Raw genomic sequence first — 18,568 nt, 5'->3', positions numbered from 1 at the left:
GAGTGCGTGCACGTGGCCGAGAAGTTCGACATCGTCGTGCTGGGAGGTGGCAGCGCCGGCTACGCCGTCGCGCTGCGCGCCATCCAGCTCGGGAAGACCGCCGCGATCATCGAGAAGGACAAGCTCGGTGGCACGTGCCTGCACCGTGGCTGCATCCCGACGAAGGCCATGCTCCACTCGTCCGAGGTGGCCGACGTCGTGCGCGACGCCGCGCACGCGGGCGTGCAGGCCGAGCTCAAGGGCATCGACATCGAGGCCGTGAAGGGCTTCCGCGAGGAGATCGTCGCGAAGAAGTTCAAGGGGCTCCAGGGCCTCATCAAGGCCAAGGGCGTCACCGTCATCGAGGGCGCGGGCCGCATCACGTCCCCGACGACCGTGCAGGTCGGCGACCAGACGATCGAGGCCGGCAACGTCGTGCTCGCGACCGGCTCGTTCTCGAAGACCCTCCCGGGCCTCGCCATCGAGGGCCGCGTCATCACGAGCGAGCAGGCGCTGCAGCTCGACTGGATCCCCCGCCACGTCATCGTGCTCGGCGGCGGCGTCATCGGCGTCGAGTTCGCGAGCGTCTGGCGCGGCTTCGGCGCCGAGGTCACGATCATCGAGGGCCTCCCCCACCTCGTCCCCAACGAGGAGGAGTCCATCTCGAAGCAGCTCGAGCGCCAGTACAAGAAGCGCGGCATCCAGTTCAAGCTCGGTGCGCGCTTCTCGGGCGTGACGCAGGACGACTCCGGCGTGCACGTCTCGCTCGAGTCGGGCGAGACGATCGACGCCGACCTCATGCTCGTCGCCGTCGGCCGCGGCCCCGTCACGCAGGACATCGGCCTCGAGGACGTCGGCATCGCGACCGACCGCGGCTTCGTGACGGTCGACGACCGTCTGCAGACGTCGGTGCCCGGCGTGTACGCCATCGGCGACATCACCCCCGGCCTGCAGCTCGCGCACCGCAGCTACCAGCACGGCATCTTCGTGGCCGAGGAGATCGCGGGCCTCGAGCCGCGCATCGTCGAGGACGTGAACATCCCCAAGGTCACGTACAGCGACCCCGAGATCTCGTCGGTGGGCCTCACCGAGGCCAAGGCGAAGGAGCAGTACGGCGCCGACGCGATCGAGGCCTACGAGTACTCGCTCGCCGGCAACGCCAAGAGCGAGATCGTCGGCACCTCCGGCACGGTCAAGGCCGTGCGCGTGAAGGACGGCCCCGTCGTCGGCATGCACATGATCGGCCGCCGCGTCAGCGAGCTCGTCGGCGAGGCCCAGCTCATCGTGAACTGGGAGGCCTACCCCGAGGACGTCGCATCGCTGCTGCACGCCCACCCGACCCAGGGCGAGTCGCTCGGCGAGACGATGCTGAAGCTCGCCGGCAAGCCGCTCCACGCCATCTAGGAGACCCGCATGGCTGACATCACCCTGCCCGCGCTCGGCGAGAGCGTCACCGAGGGCACCATCACCCGCTGGCTCAAGCAGGTCGGCGACACGGTCGAGGTCGACGAGCCCCTCGTCGAGATCTCGACCGATAAGGTCGACACCGAGGTCCCGTCGCCCATCGCGGGCACGATCACCGAGATCCTGGCCGACGAGGACGACACCGTCGACGTCGGCGCCGTCATCGCCCGAGTGGGCGACGCGGGCGACGCTCCCGCCGACGACGCTCCCGCAGAGGAGCCCGCCGCCGAGGAGGCCGCACCGGCCGCCGAGGAGGGCACGACGTCGGAGGCCGAGACCGAGGAGCCCGAGGCTCCGTCGACCGAGGCCGAGCAGCCCGCAGCCGCCCCCGAGGCGGGTGCGAACGACGCAGGAGGCGACGCGACCGACATCACGCTGCCCGCCCTGGGCGAGTCCGTGACCGAGGGCACGATCACGCGCTGGCTCAAGCAGGTCGGCGACACGATCGAGGTCGACGAGCCCCTCGTCGAGATCTCGACCGACAAGGTCGACACCGAGGTGCCGTCGCCCGTCGCCGGCACGATCTCCGAGATCCTCGCGAACGAGGACGACACGGTCGACGTCGGCTCGGTCATCGCGCGCGTCGGCGGCTCCGCAGGCGGCTCGGCTCCGGCCGAGGCACCCGCGCAGGAGGCGCCGGCCGAGGAGCCGAAGCAGGAGGAGCCGAAGGCCGAGGAGCCGAAGCAGGAGTCCGCTCCCGCGCAGGCACCGGCCCCGGTGCAGGAGATCCCGCCCGCCCCCAAGGCTCCCGAGGCTCCGGCCGCTCCGAAGCAGGAGGCCCCCGCGGCTCCGGCTGCAGCCCCGGCGCCGGCAGCACCGGCTGCCGCTCCCGCCGCGCCGGCCATCTCGGGCGCATCCGCCTACGTCACGCCCATCGTGCGCAAGCTCGCGCACGAGAAGGGCGTCGACCTCGGCTCCGTGCAGGGCACGGGCGTCGGCGGTCGCATCCGCAAGGAGGACGTGCTCGCGGCTGCCACGGCCGCGCCCGCTGCGACGTCGGCACCCGCCGCCGCCGCCGCTCCGGCCCCGATCGAGGACTCGCCGCTGCGCGGCACGACCGCGAAGATGTCGCGCCTCCGCAAGGTGGTCGCGAAGCGCGCGGTCGAGTCGATGCAGACGACGGCGCAGCTCACGACCGTCGTCGAGGTCGACGTCACGAAGGTCGCGCAGCTGCGCGACCGCGTGAAGGGCCGCTTCCAGGAGACGACGGGGCAGAAGCTCTCGTTCCTGCCGTTCTTCTCGCTCGCAGCGGTCGAGGCGCTCCGCGCGCACCCGATCATCAACGCGAGCGACGACGGCGAGGAGATCACCTACCCCGACGTCGAGAACCTCTCGATGGCGGTCGACACCGAGCGCGGCCTGCTGACCCCGGTCATCAAGGACGCCGGGAAGCTCGACCTGCGCGGCTTCGCCGAGCAGATCGCCGACCTGGCGTCGCGCACGCGCGACAACAAGCTGGGTCCCGACGAGCTCGCGGGCGGCACGTTCACGCTCACGAACACCGGCTCGCGCGGCGCGCTGTTCGACACCCCCGTGGTGTTCCAGCCCCAGCGTGCGATCCTCGGCGTCGGCACGGTCGTCAAGCGGCCCGTCGTCGTCTCGGTCGACGGCCAGGACTCGATCGCCGTGCGCTCGATGGTCTACCTCGCCCTGTCGTACGACCACCGCATCATCGACGGCGCCGACGCGGCCCGCTACCTCACGCAGGTGAAGCAGCGGCTCGAGGCGGGCGACTTCGAGGGGCAGCTGGGCATCTAGTCACGCCGCCCAGGCGTCCCGCAGCATCCAGCCGGCGTCGGTCCTCACCACGAGGACCGACGCCGGCTCGCTGCTGCTGGCGACGTCGACGAGCACGGCGTCGCCCAGCACGGCCACCTCGGTCATCGCCGCGTCGGCCGGCAGCCGCCACGTCGCGGCCGCCGCTCCGCCCGTCGGGTCGAGGATGTCGGCGAGGCACGCGTCGTCGGCGGCGTCGAGGCACGCCTCGCGCGCGGCGAGCAGCGCCGCGGCGGCATCGACCGGGGTCGACTCCGGCACGGGCCGCGTGGTCGCGACCGGCGCGGCGTCCATCGCCGCCGCCTCGCCTGCCGGCGGTGGCGCCTCGTCGGCCACCGACGCTCCCGTGACGCCCAGCACGAGCGCCGCGGCGAGCGCCGCCGCGCCCGCTCCGGCGGCGATCCAGACGGGTCGACGCACCGACGCGACGACGGGCGCCACGCGCTCGAGCGCCGCCTGCAGCCACCGCACGGGCAGCGGTGCGTCGACGTCGACTCGACGACGGCGCCGCTCCCGCTCGCGTCGCGGCGCAGCGGGCTCGGACCGCACGCGCTCGATCGGCAGCGCGGGCCAGGCGGCCAGCAGCGCGGTCGCCGCCGATGCGACGTCGCGCGCCGCGAGCCCCTCGCGCACCGCACCGGGCGCGTGCTCGTCGCACGTCGCGAGCAGATCGTCGACGAGCGCGGCGAGCGCCTCGCAGTCGGCGGCCACGCCCGCCGAGGCGTCGCGCCACGCCGCGGTGGGCCGCGCCGTCTCCTGCGCGGCGCCGGCGCCGACGATCGCCGGCGCGCCGTCGTCGTCGAGCACGATCGCGTGGAGGTCGAGACGTCCCGCGGTGGCGCCGGCGGCGTGCAGCCTCGCGACGGCATCGAGCACGGGAGCGACGAGCGTCACGACCTCGCCGGCCCGCGGCGCGCCCCGAGCCAGCAGCCACTCCGCCGCCGTGGTCGCCGATCGCGGGCGCACGAGCACGACGGCGCCATCGTGGGTCGCGACGTCGAGCACGGGCAGCACATGCGGATGCCGCACGCGCAGCAGCACCTCCGCCTCGGCCGCGACCTCCGCGGCCGACGGACCCGTGCCGACGTGCAGCTCGACCGCGGCCTCGCGGTAGCCGGCGAGCACGCGCCGCTCCCCCGCGTCGCGCACGACGCGCACGATCCGATGCCCCGCGATCCGCTCCATGGCGCCCACCGTGCCGCCTCCGCGCCCGCGGCTGCGTGGCGTCGTCGACGCCTGTGGACGGCCTCTCCCTGTGGAGACCGCCTCGGCCCGCCGATCGCGTCCACCGCACCCTCGCGCGAGCGATACCCTGGAGGCATGGCGCAGCCGATCGACGCGAGGGAGCCGGGTCGCATCCGGACGATGTGGCGCATCTTCCAGATGACGCGCAAGCAGGACAGGCTCGCCCTGCCGCTCATGATCGGCGCGGCGGTCCTGCCGATCGTGCTGGCCATCGTGCTCGCGCTCGTCGTCGCGCCCGGCGACGTGCTCTTCACGATCCTCTGGATCGTGTCGGGCGTGCTCATCGGCCTCATGCTGCTCATGCTCACGCTCACGTGGCGCGCCGAGAAGCTCGCCTTCTCGCAGATCGAGGGCAAGCCGGGCGCCGTGGGCGCCGTGCTGTCGAACGGCCTCCGCGGCTCGTGGCAGTCGAGCGAGATGCCCGTCGCCGTGAACACGAAGACGCAGGACGCCGTGTACCGCGCGGTCGGGCGTCCCGGCATCGTGCTCATCGCCGAGGGTCCGACGGCGCGCACCGAGCGCCTCGTGCAGGATGAGCAGCGCAAGATCAAGCGCATCGTGCCCAACGTGCCCGTGCACGTGCTGCGCATCGGCCCCGACTCCGAGGTCCCGCTGCGCCGCCTCACGCGCCGCATGCGCGGCCTCAAGCGCACGCTCACCCGCGCCGAGGTCGTGGCCGTCGGCAACCGCCTCTCGAGCCTCGGCGGCATGCAGATGCCGATCCCGAAGGGCATCGACCCGCGTCGCATGCGCGCCGGCCGCCCCCGCTGACCGGCAGCGTCCGACCCGTCGACCCACGCCGCATCGATCCGCGTCGCATGCGCGCCGGCCGCCGGCGCTGACAAAGCCGTTCGCATCCAGCGCAACCGCTCGACCCTCACCGCCCGCGTGCGGAAGGGTGGAGCGCATGACGCCGCACGCCGCGCCGCCCATCGACCCGGGTCGATCGGCGGCGCGGCGTCGTCCGTCCCATGCGCGCATCGCCATGCCGCGCGTGCATCGCCACCCTCGGCGCGCCGCGTAACACGCCGGAAACAATCGCGTCATGTCGGGGCAATCGCATCCCCATAGCGTCATGAGCACGGCGTGCGCGACGCGCGCCCACCCCCAAGGAACACAAGGAGCGACATGTTCAAGGATTCGTCCGAGGTTCTCGCGTTCATCAAGGAGGAGGACGTCAAGTTCCTCGACATCCGTTTCACGGATCTCCCGGGTGTGCAGCAGCACTTCAACATCCCCGCAGCCACGGTCGACGAGGACTTCTTCACCGTCGGCCAGCTGTTCGACGGCTCGTCGATCCGCGGCTTCCAGGGCATCGCGGAGTCCGACCTCCAGCTGATCCCCGACGTGACGACGGCGTACGTCGACCCCTTCCGCGAGTCGAAGACGCTCATCATGATCTTCGACATCTACAACCCGCGCACGGGCGAGATCTACCACCGCGACCCGCGCCAGGTGGCGCACAAGGCCGAGCAGTACCTCACCTCGACGGGCATCGCCGACACCGCGTTCTTCGCGCCCGAGGCCGAGTTCTACGTCTTCGACGACGTGCGCTACGACGTCAAGCAGAACCAGTCGTTCTACGCCGTCGACTCCGAGGAGGGCGCCTGGAACTCGGGTCGCGTCGAGGAGGGCGGCAACCTCGCCAACAAGACGCCCTACAAGGGCGGCTACTTCCCCGTCTCGCCCGTCGACAAGCAGGCCGACCTGCGTGACGACATGTCGCTGAAGCTCATCGACGCGGGCCTCGAGCTCGAGCGCGCGCACCACGAGGTGGGCACGGGCGGCCAGGCCGAGATCAACTACAAGTTCGACACGCTCGTGAAGTCGGCCGACGACATCCTGAAGTTCAAGTACATCATCAAGAACACGGCCGAGGAGTGGGGCAAGACGGCGACGTTCATGCCGAAGCCGCTGTTCGGCGACAACGGCTCGGGCATGCACACGCACCAGTCGCTGTGGAAGGGCGGCGAGCCGCTGTTCTACGACGGCAACGGCTACGGCGGCCTCTCCGACACCGCGCGCTGGTACATCGGCGGCATCCTGGCGCACGCGCCGGCGCTGCTCGCGTTCACGAACCCCACGCTGAACTCGTACCGTCGCCTCGTCAAGGGCTTCGAGGCTCCCGTGAACCTCGTCTACTCGGCAGGCAACCGCTCGGCTGCGATCCGCATCCCGATCACGGGCACGAACCCCAAGGCGAAGCGCATCGAGTTCCGCGCCCCCGACGCCTCTGGCAACCCGTACCTCGCGTTCGCGGCGCAGCTCATGGCTGGCCTCGACGGCATCAAGAACCGCATCGAGCCGCACGAGCCCGTCGACAAGGACCTCTACGAGCTGCCGCCCGAGGAGGCCAAGAACATCCCGCAGGTGCCCGGCACGCTCGAGGAGGCGCTCGCCGCGCTCGAGGCCGACCACCAGTTCCTGCTGGAGGGCAACGTGTTCACCGAGGACCTCATCCAGACCTGGATCGAGTACAAGCGCGAGAACGAGATCCTTCCCGCCGCGCTGCGTCCCCACCCCTTCGAGTACGAGCTGTACTTCGGGGTCTGATCGACGTCGTCGATCCCCAACAGACGGGGGCCGGGTTCCTTGGGGGGACCCGGCCCCTTCCCCGTGCCCGGGCGCCTCGTGCGCCCGGGCATCGTGGCGTCTGCGAGAGATCTCGTCGCACCTGTCGATCGGGACGTCGCCCGATCGACATGAGGGTGGAGGATGCGAACGACGCATCCCGTGACGAGAGGGACGAACCCATGCGATACACGCTGCTGCTCCACTACCCTGAGATGGCCGGCGAGCTCGACGACGAGACGCTGCGCGCCGGCCAGGAGGCGTTCGCGTCGTACGCGGCGACGCTGCACGCCGCCGGCGTGCTCGTGAGCGCCGAGGTGCTCCAGCAGAGCCACGCGACGACGACCGTGCGCGTCGTCGATGGCGCGCTGCGCGTGCAGGACGGCCCGTTCGCCGACTCGAAGGATCAGCTCGGCGGCACGGTCGTCGTCGACGTCGCCGACCTCGACGCCGCGATCGGATGGGCATCGCAGGCGCCCAACGCGACGTGGGGCGCCGTCGAGGTGCGGCCGGGTGCCACGCACGTCGTCGATGGCCGGTGGGTGCCGAACGCATGACCGATGCGGCCGGCGCCGCCGCGCACGTCGCGCGCACGTCGTACGGCAGGCTCGTGAGCCTGCTGGCGGCGTCGACGCGCGACGTCGCCCTCGCCGAGGACGCCCTGCAGGGCGCGCTCGAGGAGGCGCTGCGGCGGTGGCCGGCCGACGGCGTGCCCGATCGCCCGGAGGCGTGGATCATGACGGTGGCGAGGAACCGGCAGCGCGACGTGCTGGGCTCGGCGGCGCGCCGCGACGTGGCGCTCGACGTCGAGCCGCGCATCGACCCGCTGGCCGCGATCGACCCCGATGCGATCGGCGACCAGCGCCTCGAGCTGCTCTTCGCGTGCGCGCATCCCGCGATCGACGCGAGCGTCCGCGCCCCGCTCATGCTGCAGACGGTGCTGGGCTTCGAGGCAGCGCAGGTGGCCGCGGCCTTCGCCGTGCCGCCGGCGACGATGGCGCAGCGGCTCGTGCGCGCGAAGCGGCGGCTGCGGGATGCGGGCATCCCCTTCCGCATCCCCGACCGACGCGCCATGCCCGAGCGGCTCGACGCCGTGCTCGAGGCGATCTACGGCTGCGCGGCGCTCACATGGCGCGATCCGGGCGCGCGCGTCGACTCGATGGCGGGCGAGGCACGGCACGTCGCAGCGACGCTCGCGACGCTGCTCGGCACGGAGCGCGAGGCGTGGGCGCTCGCCGCGCTCGTCACGCTGTCGCTCGCGCGTCGCTCCCCCGCGTTCGTGCCGCTCGACGTGCAGGACCCGCGGGCGTGGGATGCGGCGCTGCTCGCCGAGGGACGCGCGCTGCTCGCGCGGGCGCAGGGCGACGGCGCACCCGGGCGCTTCGAGCTCGAGGCAGCGATCCAGGCGGTGCACTGCGCGCGCCGCGAGACGGGCGCGACCGATTGGGCGGCGCTCGAGACGCTCTACGACGCGCTGCTCGTCGTCGCTCCCACGGCGGGCGCGCGCATCGCCCGCGCCGCGGTCGTCGGTTGCCGTCGCGGCGGCACGGCGGGGCTCGACGCGCTCGGCGACGAGCAGCCGCTGCAGGCGTGGTGGGCGGTGCGCGGTCGGCTGCTCGCGGGCGCCGGTCGCAGCGACGAGGCGCGCGACGCCTGGCTGCGGGCTGCGACGCTCGCCGACGCCGACGACGTGCGCGAGCACCTGCTGACGCTCGCGGCCGGGCTCGTCCAGCCGCCTGGGGGCTCCGCCTAGCCCCAGAAGCGGTCGTCGAAGACCTTGCGCGCGAGCCGCGTCGCGCGCAGGTACTCCTCCTCGAGCGCGGCCGCGCTGCCCGCGGGGCGTCCCATGAGCCTCGCGACGACCTCGAGCTGCCCACGGTCGGTCGGCAGCAGGTCGATCGTGCGCGCCTGCGCGAGCGCGAGCGCGTTGCGCAGCCGCGACGCGAGCAGCCACGCACGGCGCAGGATCGCGGCGTCGCGCGCCGTGATCGCCTCGGCCTCGACGAGGCCCGACAGCGCCATGAGCGTCGTCGCGTGCCGCGCGCGATCGTCGTCCTTCGGCTGCTGCAGCTGCAGCAGCTGCACGAGCCACTCGACGTCGCTCAGCGAGCCGCGGCCCAGCTTGAGATGGCGCGTGCGGTCGGCGTTCTGCGGCAGCCGCTCGGCCTCGACGCGCGCCTTGATGCGGCGGACCTCGCGCGCATCCGCCTGCGAGAAGCCCTTGCGGTCGCGTTCTGCCGTCGTGATCGCGAGCAGCTCGCCGGCGAGGTCGGCGTCACCGGCGAACGGGGCCGCGCGCAGCAGCGCCTGCCGCTCCCACACCTCGCCCCAGCGCTCGTAGTAGCTCGCGTACGACGCGAGCGTGCGCACGAGCGGTCCCTGGCGCCCCTCGGGGCGCAGGCCCGCATCCAGCTCGAACTTCACGAACGGGTCCTGCACGATGTCGCTCGCCGCCCGCACCGTGCGCATCGCGGCGTCGAGGTCGGCCTCGTCGCGGCACACCCACAGCACGTCGACGTCGGAGCCGAAGCCGATCTCGCGGCCGCCCGTGCGCCCCATGCTCACGACGCCGATCGCCGCGTCGCCGCCCGCGAGGTCGAGCGCGGCATCGATCGCGACGGCCCCGATGCCCGTGAGCCGCTCGCCCGTCGCGAGCACGTCGTCGACGCCGAGCGCCGATGCGAGGGCTGCGCGCAGCAGCTCGCGGCGCCGCAGCGTGCGCAGCGCGGTCTGCGCCGTGTCGCGATCGACGCGATGCCGCTCGACGATCGCGCGCGCCTCGTCGGCGAGCGACTCGTGGTCGAGGGCCTGCAGCCGCGACTCGTCGGCGAGCCAGTGGGCGGCCTCGGGGATGCGCTCGAGCAGCGTCGCGATGAGCCGCGACGACGAGAGCACCGTCATGAGCCGCTGGGCCGCGAGCTCGGAGTCGCGCAGCATGCGCAGATACCACGGGGAGTCGCCGAGGGCCTCCGACAGCCTGCGGAAGGCGAGGAGGCCCATGTCGGGGTCGGGCCCCTCCGACAGCCATTGCAGCAGCACCGGCAGCAGCACGCGCTGGATCTGCGAGCGACGCGTGACGCCGTTCGTGAGGGCGGCGATCTGATCGAGCGCACCCTTGGGGTCGCGCCAGCCGCTCGCCTCGAGACGCGCGCGGGCGGCCTCCGACGTCAGCTGCGTCGAGCCGTCGGGCAGCGACGCCACGGCGGCGAGCAGCGGCCGGTAGAACAGGCGCTCGTGGAGCCTGCGCACCTCGCGCTTCGTGGCGTTCCACCGCTCGAGCATCGCCGCGGCGCTCGGGAATCCCGCCGCGCGCGCGATCGAGCGCTGCGCATCCTCGTCCGACGGCATGAGGTGCGTGCGCGACAGGCGCGCGAGCTGTGCGCGGTGCTCGAGCACCCGCAGCAGTCGGTAGTCGTCGGCGAACTCGCCCGACTCGACGCGGCCGATCATGCCGGCGTCGTGCAGCGCCGCGATCGCCTCGAGCGTGCCGCGCTGGCGCACGTGCTCGTCGGTCGCGCCGTGCACGAGCTGCAGCAGCTGCACCGTGAACTCGATGTCGCGCAGCCCGCCCGGGCCGAGCTTGAGCTGCCAGTCGACCTCGTCGGCCGGGATGTGGTCGGTGACGCGCTCGCGCATGCGCTGCACCGACTCCACGAAGCCCTCGCGCGACGACGACTGCCACACCCTCGAGCGCACGGCATCCTCGTACGCGGTGCCGAGGTCGGCGTCGCCCGCGACGGCGCGCGCCTTGAGCAGCGCCTGGAACTCCCACGACTTCGCCCAGCGCTCGTAGTAGGCGACGTGGCTCTCGAGCGTGCGCGTGAGCACGCCGTCCTTGCCCTCGGGGCGCAGGTTGGCGTCGACCTCCCACAGCATCGGCTCGCGCGACGACTCCATGCACCCGGCGGTCGTCTCGCGGGCGAGCGCCTGCGCGACCATCGCGGCGCGCTCCTCGGAGAGGCCCTCGTCGCTCGAGTGCACCCAGATGACGTCGACGTCGCTGAGCACGTTGAGCTCGCGCGCGCCCGTCTTGCCCATGCCGATGACCGCGAGGTGCGTCGCCGCGACGTCGGCCTCGCCGAAGCGAGCCGCGACGGTGCGCCGCGCGACGACGAGGCTCGCCTCGAGCGCCGCTGCCGCGACGTCGGCGAGCGCGGCGCTCACGGCCTGCACGTGCGCGACGGGATCGGCCTGCGCGAGGTCGAATGCGACGATCTCGACGAGATGCCAGCGGTAGCGGCGTCGCAGCGCGACGATGGCGTCGGCGCGGGACGCCTCGGCGTCGGCGACGGCGGCGAGCAGGCTCGCGCGCAGCGTCTCCGTCGTCGGCAGCGCGACGGGGATGAGCGCCTCGAGCAGCTCGGGCGCGCGCTCGATGCATGTCGCGAGCCCCGAGGATGCGCCGAGCACCCGCATGAGGGATGCGCCGGCATCCGCGTCCGCGAGCGTGGCGGCGAGCGGCACCCCCGAGCGGTGCAGGCGTGCGAACGACTGCAGCGCGCGGTCGGGATCGGCAGCGAGGCGCAGGTCGTCGACGCGCGGCCCGAGCACCTCGGCGACCTCGTCGAGCAGCGGCGCCGCCTCGCTCGGCGAGCGGAAGCCCAGCCGCGCGAGTCGCGACGTCGTCGTCTCGGCGCGCATGCGTCAGCGTCCTTCGACGGGCCCGCGCATCACAGCAGCGTGAGGTTGGCCTCGAGCTCGTACTGGGTCACCTGCGCGCGGTAGCGACGCCAGTCCTCGCGCTTCGACTGCAGGAAGAACTCGAACACCTGCTCGCCGAGCGTCTCGGCGACGAGCTCGGAGTCCTCCATGAGGCCCAGCGCACGGTCGAGGCTCGACGGCAGCGGCTCGTAGCCGAGGGCACGACGCTCCTTGTCGGTGAGGCTCCAGACCTCGGTCGTCGCCTCCTCCGGCAGCTCGTAGCCCTCCTCGATGCCCTTGAGGCCCGCGGCGAGCATGACGGAGAACGCGAGGTACGGGTTCGCGGCCGAGTCGATGCCGCGGTACTCGACGCGCGCCGACGACGGCTTGTTCGACAGCGGCACCCGCACGAGCGCGGAGCGGTTGTTGTGCCCCCACGAGATGTGGCTCGGTGCCTCGTCGCCCGCCCACAGGCGCTTGTACGAGTTCACGAACTGGTTCGTGACGGCCGTGAACTCGGGCGCGTGCCTCAGCAGGCCGGCGACGAACTGCTTGCCCGTCTTCGACAGGCGGTACTGGCCAGCGGGGTCGTGGAAGGCGTTCTGCTCGCCCTCGAAGAGCGACATGTGCGTGTGCATGCCCGAGCCGGGCTTCGACTGCAGCGGCTTCGGCATGAAGGTGGCGTGCACGCCCTGGGCGATCGCGACCTCCTTCACGACCGTGCGGAACGTCTGGATGTTGTCGGCCGTCGTCAGCGCATCCGCGTAGCGCAGGTCGATCTCGTTCTGGCCGGGGCCGGCCTCGTGGTGGCTGAACTCCACCGAGATGCCGAGGTCCTCGAGCATGCGCACGCTCGCGCGACGGAAGTCGTTGGCGGTGCCGCCGGGCACGTTGTCGAAGTAGCCGGCCTGGTCGACGGGCACGGGGTTCGACGGATCGGCGTCGCGCAGCAGGTAGAACTCGCACTCGGGGTGCGTGTAGAACGAGAACCCGCGCTCGGCGGCCTTCGCGAGCGAGCGCTTGAGCACGTTGCGCGGGTCGGCGGCGGCGGCCTCGCCGTCGGGCGTGTGGATGTCGCAGAACATGCGCGCGGTCGGGTCGATCTCGCCGCGGTACGGCAGCACCTGGAAGGTGGCCGGGTCGGGCTTCGCGATGACGTCGGCCTCCGACGCGCTCGTGAGGCCCTCGATCGACGAGCCGTCGATGCCGAGGCCCTCTGCGAAGGCGCTCTCGACCTCCGCGGGGGCGATCGCGACCGACTTCAGCGTGCCGAGCACGTCGGTGAACCACAGGCGCACGAACTTGACGCCGCGCTCCTCGACCGTGCGGAGCACGAAGTCACGCTGCTTGTCCATCGGGTCCCTTCCCTCGCAGGTCTCCAGGCTATCGGGGCGCGGGGCCGTCGGCCGCCGACGGCAGCGCCGCGTCGAGCTCGGCGAGCCACGCCGCCGCGCTCGCGTCGGACGGCATGCGCCAGTCGCCGCGCGGGCTCAGCGAGCCGCCCGCGACGACCTTGGGGCCGTTGGGCAGCGCCGAGCGCTTGAACTGGTGCTGGAAGAAGCGGCGCACGAACACCTCGAGCCAGCGACGGATCGTAGCGAGGTCGTAGGCGACGCGCTTCTCGTCGGGGTAGCCGACGGGCCAGGCGCCCGCCGAGGCATCCCCCCACGCGTGCATCGCGAGGAACGCGATCTTCGACGGGCGATAGCCGCGGCGCAGCACATGGAAGAGCGTGAAGTCCTGCAACGGGTACGGCCCGATGGCATCCTCGGTCGACTGCAGCGCGCCCTCGGCGGTCTGCGGCACGAGCTCGGGGCTGATCTCCTGGCCGACGATGGCCGTGAGCACGCGGCCGACCTCGCCGCCGAACTGATCGGTGTCGACGACCCAGCGGATGAGGTGCTGGATGAGCGTCTTGGGGATGCCGCCGTTGACGCCGTAGTGCGACATGTGATCGCCGACGCCGTACGTGCACCAGCCGAGCGCGAGCTCCGACAGGTCGCCGGTGCCCAGCACGATGCCGCCGCGCTGGTTGGCGATCCGGAAGAGCAGGTCGGTGCGCAGCCCCGCCTGCACGTTCTCGAAGGTCACGTCGTACACGGGCTCGCCGTCGCCCGCGGGGTGGCCGATGGCCTGCAGCAGGCTCGTGGCGACGGGACGGATGTCGAGCTCCTCCCACGTCACGCCCAGCGCCTCCATGAGGGCGATCGCGTTGCCCTTCGTGTCGTCGCTCGTCGCGAAGCCCGGCATCGTGAACGCGAGGATGTCGGTGACGGGCCGACCGAGGCGCTCGAGGGCCTTCGCGGCGACGATGAGCGCGTGCGTCGAGTCGAGGCCGCCCGAGACGCCGATGACGATCGTCGGCGCGTACGTGTCGGTCGTGAGCGCGCGCAGCCGCTGCTCGAGGCCCGAGACCTGGATGTTGTAGGCCTCGTAGCAGTCGAGCGCGAGGCGCGCGGGGTCGTCGGGCACGAACGGGAAGCGGTCGACCGTGCGGCGCAGCCCGATGTCGTCGGTCGTCGGCTCGAGCTCGACGTGGATCTCCCGCACGCCGGGCACGCCGATCATCGCGCCGTTCTGGTCGAACGAGCCCTGCCGCATCCGCTCCTGGCGCAGGCGGTCGAGGTCGACGTCGACGATGGTCTGCGCCGGGCCCGACGGGAACCGCTCGGACTCCCCCAGCAGGTCGCCCATCTCGTAGACCATGGTCATGCCGTCCCACGAGAGGTCGGTCGACGACTCCCCCTCGCTCGCCGCCGCGTAGGCGTAGACGGCATTGGCGCGTGCGGAGGCGGAGCGGGCGAGCAGGTGGCGATCCTCGGCGCGGCCGACCGTGATGGGCGAGGCGGAGAGGTTCAGCAGCACGGTCGCGCCGGCGAGCGCCGCGAGCGACGACGGCGGCACCGGCACCCACATGTCCTCGCAGATCTCCGCGTGCACCGCGAGGCCCGGCACGTCGTCGGCCACGACGACGAGGTCGGGACCGCAGGGCAGCTCGCCGTCGTCGTCGGCGCCCGGCCAGTGCGGACGCTGGATGACCGCGGGGGCGCGCGAGCCCTCTGCGAACCAGCGCAGCTCGTAGAACTCGCGGTAGTTCGGCAGCGACATCTTGGGCACGACGCCCAGCACGACGCCGCGGTGCAGCAGCACGGCGCAGTTGAACACGCGCGAGCCGATGCGCAGCGGCGCGCCGACGGCCACGATCGGCGCGAGGTCGGCCGTCGCCTCGGCGAGGTCGACGACGGCGCGGTCGACGGCGTCCAGCAGCACGTCCTGCAGGTGCAGGTCGTCGAGCGCGTACCCCGACAGCGACAGCTCGGGGAAGACGGCGACGGCGACGCCCTCGGCGTCGAGCGCGCGCACGCGCTCGGCGATGCGCTCGGCGTTCACCGCGGGCTGCGCGAGCGCGACCGGCAGCGTGCACGCGGCGACGCGCGCGAATCCGTGGGCGTAGGCGCTGCGGAACGCATCCATGGGTCGATCCAAGCAGACGAACCCGGTCTCGCCCGAGCGGGCACGACCGCGGCGTAGGCTCGTCGGCATGCCAGAGGAGTCGAGCCCCTACGGGGGCGCCCCGAAGTCCGCGCCCACGACCGGTCGCAAGCGGGTTCGCACCCGCCACTTCCGCCAGGCGAAGGCCGACGGCGTGAAGATCACGGGGCTCACGAGCTACGACACGCTCACGGCGCAGATCTTCGACCGCGCGGGCATCGACTTCCTGCTCGTGGGCGACTCCGCCGGCAACACCGTGCTCGGCTACGACACGACCCTGCCGGTCACGGTCGACGAGCTCATCCCCCTCACGCGTGCCGTCGCCCGGTCGTGCCAGCGTGCGCTCGTCGTCGCCGACATGCCGTTCGGCTCGTACGAGGTGGATGCGTCGGAGGCGCTGCACACGGCGATCCGCTTCATGAAGGAGACGGGCGCCCACGCCGTGAAGCTCGAGGGCGGCGAGCGCTCGGCCGACAAGATCCGCCGCATCGTCGAGGCCGGCATCCCCGTCATGGGACACGTGGGCTTCACGCCGCAGTCGGAGCACGGGCTCGGCGGCCACGTCATCCAGGGCCGTGGCGACGACGGCGCCGACGAGCTGCTGCGCGACGCGCTCGCGGTGGAGGCGGCCGGTGCGTTCGCCGTCGTGCTCGAGATGGTGCCGTCGGACGCGGCGGCGAAGGTCACGGCAGCGCTGTCGATCCCCACACTGTCGGTCGGTGCCGGCCCGCACTGCGACGGTCAGCTGCTCGTGTGGACCGACTGGGCCGGTCTCACCACCGGCCGCACGCCGCGGTTCGTGAAGCAGTACGCGCAGCTCGCGCAGACGCTCACCGAGGCGGCGCAGGCGTTCAAGGCCGACGTCGACTCAGGCGCGTACCCCGCAGCCGAGCACGAGTACGAGTAGGCGCGTGGCCAGGGTCGTCCTGCTGCTGCGCGGCGTCAACGTCGGCGGCGTCACCGTGCGCTCCGTCGACCTGCGCGCGCTGCTCGCGGATGCGGGCCTCGGCGAGGTGCGCACGGTGCTCGCGAGCGGCAACGCCATCGTCGACGCCACCGATGCCGACGCCGCCGCACGCAGCGCCGAGGCGGCGCTCGAGGAGCGCTACGGCCGCCGCATCCGCGTGCACGGGCAGACGATCGACGCGCTGCAGGCCGTCGTCGACGCGTACCCGTTCGCCGAGGACGACGAGCACACGCCCTACGTCGTGTTCGCGCTCGACGACGGCGTGCTCGAGCGGATCGCCGAGACCGAGACCGCCGAGGCGCTGCTGCTCGCCGGCGGCGTGCTGCACTGGTCGAACCCCAAGGGCCACACGCTCGACTCCCCCGTCGGCGTCGCGCTCACGCGCATCGGCAAGGATTCGACGACGACGCGCAACGTGCGCACCCTGCGACGGGTGCTCGCGGCAGGCTGACGCGCGCGCTGACCGCCTCAGAACGGCAGGTCGGGTGCGCGAAGGCCCCCGGGGTCGGGATGCATCTCGACGAACGTCGGGCCCGTGGGTGGTGGTCGATCGACGTAGTCGTGGCCGAGGGGCGAGCGCCAGTGCAGGACGCCGGGTGTCGGTTGGCTCACGGTCCAGGCGGTGGCGTGCTTGAGGGTGTGGTGGCGTCGGCAGAGGTGGGCGAGGTTCCCGACCGAGGTCGTGCCGCTGTCCTCCCAGGCGATCGTGTGGTCGACGTCGTCGTCCCTCGCCTTGGCGCTGCAGCCGGGGAATCGGCAGTGCTGGTCGCGAGCTCGCAGCAGTCGGCGCTGTGCCTCGTTGGGCGAGTAGGTGTCGACCTCGACGACGGTGCCGCGGATCGGGTCGGTGAGCAGGCGCTGCCAGGTCGCTGCGACGCCCGCGAGGATGCGGGCCGTCTCGGCGTCGACGGGCTGGGCGCCGTCGAGCGAGCCTGGCGCGTCGGAGGTGCCGGTGAGCGCAGTGATGGGCACGGTCACCTGGACGATCGGCGTGATCGTGGAGAGCAGGCCCGCGTGCTCGATCTCCGCGCCGCCCGTCGTGCGCTCGATCGTCGGAGCGCCGACGCCGGCGAGCAGCAGCTCGCAGAACGCGTCGGCCTGCCACTGCTGGATCGAGCGCGGGTCGTCCTTCGACTTCGCGCGAGCGCCCGCACGCAGGCGTGCGTCGATCCCGTGGGCAAGGACCGACGGCACGAGCGCGCCGATCCATGACATGCCGTCGTCGACGTCCTCGACCGTCACTCGGCGTCGCTCACGCGCGGCCCGGTGGCGGACGACGAGCGGCTCGCTCAGGTGCGTGTCCGCCTCACGACGAGCGACCTTGGCGACGCGCGCGGGCGTGGTGGTCACGGCGAGCGCGACCATCTGCTGCTCGAACGCAGCCCGCTGCTCGGGGGTGACGTCCGTGCTCGCGAGCACGCCGCCGGCCTCGGCGATCGCGCGCACATGGCCCCGGCCGATCCGCCCCTGGGCGAACGCGTCGAGCAGCACGGGCCAGGTGTCGACGAGCGTCATGGCGTCGCCGATCTGGCGTTCGACCGTGCGGTCGGAGACACGGGACTGGGCGCCGATCTCGGCGGCGACGGCGCGCATCTCCATCGTCGAGCGCTCGCTGCTCGACCGGCCTGCGCGATGGAGGGCGAGGTGGCCGAGGGCGGCGAGGACGCGCGTCTCGTGCGCCTCGAGGGCTTGCCTACCGGCGCGGATCGCGGCGAGCTGGGACAGCGCGTTGGCCTGGATGGCCTCGAGCGCGGCAGCGTCGGGACCCTGCCTGATGCTCTCGAGCCCTTGCGCCATGTCCTGACTCTGCCAGCCACCACTGACATCGAAATCGGCGGTCGCGGGTCGGGTTGGGAGGGTCCGGTGCCCCTTTCGAGGCTCGCTCCGCTCGCACCTCAAGGAGCGGTTGGGCGACGAGCAGTTGGGGGTCCGACAGGGGCGGAGAGATGTCAGCGCGGTCCCCACCAGCTGGTCGAGGAGCGCGCGAGCGCAGCGAGCACGCGTCACGAGACCACGCGGCCGCCGCTCCTGCCCAGCCACGTGCATGGTCGCGCCGAGCGGCTACGTCGCGAGGTCTCGTGACGGCTCCTCGCTGCGCTCGGGGCCTCCTCGACCAGCGGGTTGGGAGCACCCCGACGGAGCCAGCCGGACTCAGCCCGGGTGCAGCCGCACCGTGCCGTCGGTCGCGAGCGAGCGTGCGAGCGTCGACGTGCCGGCGCCGTTCAGGCCGGCGAGCAGGTGGCAGGTCGCCACCCGCGTCAGCGGTCCTCGGCGGCGTCCTCCGCAGCCCACTGCTTCGAGCGCTGCTTGATGATCTCGGGCGCCCTCGCGGCCTCCTCGGCCGACGTGAAGGGACCCGCGCGGTCGTAGCCAGGAGAGACCATGCCCTCCTCGACGGCGCCGGTCTCGAGGTTGTACCAATAGTCGGTCATC

General features: G+C 72.7%; 14 protein-coding genes. 8 read left to right on the top strand and 6 right to left on the bottom strand.

Annotation, left to right across the window (positions count from 1 at the left end; translation table 11 throughout):
• Window positions 1-12 precede the first annotated feature (12 nt).
• Window positions 13-1,383 carry a dihydrolipoyl dehydrogenase gene (gene lpdA, locus FS793_RS01290; protein ID WP_144717789.1) on the top strand — a complete coding sequence of 457 codons (1,371 nt, stop codon included), beginning with the start codon at window positions 13-15 and terminating at the stop codon, window positions 1,381-1,383.
• Window positions 1,384-1,392: 9 nt separating this feature from the next.
• Window positions 1,393-3,201: a 2-oxoglutarate dehydrogenase, E2 component, dihydrolipoamide succinyltransferase gene (sucB, locus tag FS793_RS01285; RefSeq protein WP_144717787.1), complete on the top strand. Its 1,809-nt coding sequence runs from the start codon at window positions 1,393-1,395 to the stop codon at window positions 3,199-3,201.
• Here the strand turns inward: sucB and FS793_RS01280 are convergent, their stop codons facing one another.
• Window positions 3,202-4,404 carry a hypothetical protein gene (locus FS793_RS01280; RefSeq protein WP_144717785.1) on the bottom strand — a complete coding sequence of 401 codons (1,203 nt, stop codon included), beginning with the start codon at window positions 4,402-4,404 and terminating at the stop codon, window positions 3,202-3,204. It lies immediately after the preceding gene.
• 135 nt (window positions 4,405-4,539) lie between these two features.
• Between FS793_RS01280 and FS793_RS01275 the strand changes: the two genes are divergently transcribed.
• The 4 genes from FS793_RS01275 to FS793_RS01260 all read left to right on the top strand — a co-directional run bounded on the left by FS793_RS01275 (window position 4,540) and on the right by FS793_RS01260 (window position 8,788).
• Window positions 4,540-5,235, top strand: coding sequence for a DUF4191 domain-containing protein (locus FS793_RS01275; protein ID WP_144717783.1), 696 nt, complete (start codon window positions 4,540-4,542; stop codon window positions 5,233-5,235).
• 357 nt (window positions 5,236-5,592) lie between these two features.
• Window positions 5,593-7,017: a type I glutamate--ammonia ligase gene (glnA, locus tag FS793_RS01270; RefSeq protein WP_144717781.1), complete on the top strand. Its 1,425-nt coding sequence runs from the start codon at window positions 5,593-5,595 to the stop codon at window positions 7,015-7,017.
• A 200-nt stretch (window positions 7,018-7,217) separates the two neighbouring features.
• Window positions 7,218-7,592: a YciI family protein gene (locus FS793_RS01265; RefSeq protein ID WP_144717779.1), complete on the top strand. Its 375-nt coding sequence runs from the start codon at window positions 7,218-7,220 to the stop codon at window positions 7,590-7,592.
• On the top strand, window positions 7,589-8,788 hold the full coding sequence (locus tag FS793_RS01260) for an RNA polymerase sigma factor (RefSeq protein ID WP_144717777.1): 1,200 nt from the start codon (window positions 7,589-7,591) through the stop codon (window positions 8,786-8,788). Before FS793_RS01265 ends, FS793_RS01260 begins: the two co-directional genes overlap by 4 nt.
• On the opposite strand, the gene FS793_RS01255 is transcribed toward FS793_RS01260, so the two are convergent.
• The 3 genes from FS793_RS01255 to FS793_RS01245 are packed head-to-tail and all read right to left on the bottom strand — an operon-like array spanning window position 8,785 to window position 15,150.
• Window positions 8,785-11,676, bottom strand: a complete 2,892-nt coding sequence (locus tag FS793_RS01255) for a bifunctional [glutamine synthetase] adenylyltransferase/[glutamine synthetase]-adenylyl-L-tyrosine phosphorylase (RefSeq protein WP_144717775.1) — start codon at window positions 11,674-11,676, stop codon at window positions 8,785-8,787. The genes FS793_RS01260 and FS793_RS01255 overlap by 4 nt on opposite strands.
• 29 nt (window positions 11,677-11,705) lie before the next feature.
• Entirely contained in the window at window positions 11,706-13,031 is a 1,326-nt protein-coding gene (locus FS793_RS01250) for a glutamine synthetase family protein (RefSeq protein ID WP_144717773.1), read from the bottom strand.
• Between the two features lie 28 nt (window positions 13,032-13,059).
• A complete protein-coding gene (locus tag FS793_RS01245; protein ID WP_144717771.1) occupies window positions 13,060-15,150 on the bottom strand; it encodes an NAD(+) synthase in 2,091 nt (696 codons plus the stop codon).
• Window positions 15,151-15,217: 67 nt separating this feature from the next.
• On the opposite strand from FS793_RS01245, the gene panB reads away from it, so the two are divergent.
• Both panB and FS793_RS01235 read left to right on the top strand, forming a co-directional pair.
• Window positions 15,218-16,075 carry a 3-methyl-2-oxobutanoate hydroxymethyltransferase gene (gene panB / locus FS793_RS01240; protein ID WP_144717769.1) on the top strand — a complete coding sequence of 286 codons (858 nt, stop codon included), beginning with the start codon at window positions 15,218-15,220 and terminating at the stop codon, window positions 16,073-16,075.
• Between the two features lie 4 nt (window positions 16,076-16,079).
• Window positions 16,080-16,586 carry a DUF1697 domain-containing protein gene (locus tag FS793_RS01235; protein WP_144717767.1) on the top strand — a complete coding sequence of 169 codons (507 nt, stop codon included), beginning with the start codon at window positions 16,080-16,082 and terminating at the stop codon, window positions 16,584-16,586.
• Window positions 16,587-16,603: 17 nt separating this feature from the next.
• Here FS793_RS01235 and FS793_RS01230 read toward each other — a convergent pair whose 3' ends face one another.
• Together FS793_RS01230 and FS793_RS01225 are read right to left on the bottom strand one after the other, a co-directional pair.
• A complete protein-coding gene (locus FS793_RS01230; protein WP_186329270.1) occupies window positions 16,604-17,932 on the bottom strand; it encodes an HNH endonuclease signature motif containing protein in 1,329 nt (442 codons plus the stop codon).
• Window positions 17,933-18,393: 461 nt separating this feature from the next.
• Window positions 18,394-18,567, bottom strand: coding sequence for an SPOR domain-containing protein (locus FS793_RS01225; protein ID WP_144717763.1), 174 nt, complete (start codon window positions 18,565-18,567; stop codon window positions 18,394-18,396).
• Window position 18,568 lies beyond the last annotated feature (1 nt).

The organism is Agrococcus jejuensis, assembly GCF_007679035.1.
In the GTDB taxonomy this organism is placed as follows: domain Bacteria; phylum Actinomycetota; class Actinomycetes; order Actinomycetales; family Microbacteriaceae; genus Agrococcus; species Agrococcus jejuensis_A.
Note: the sequence above shows the minus strand (reverse complement) of the source record. Positions and strands in the feature narration are given on the sequence as shown.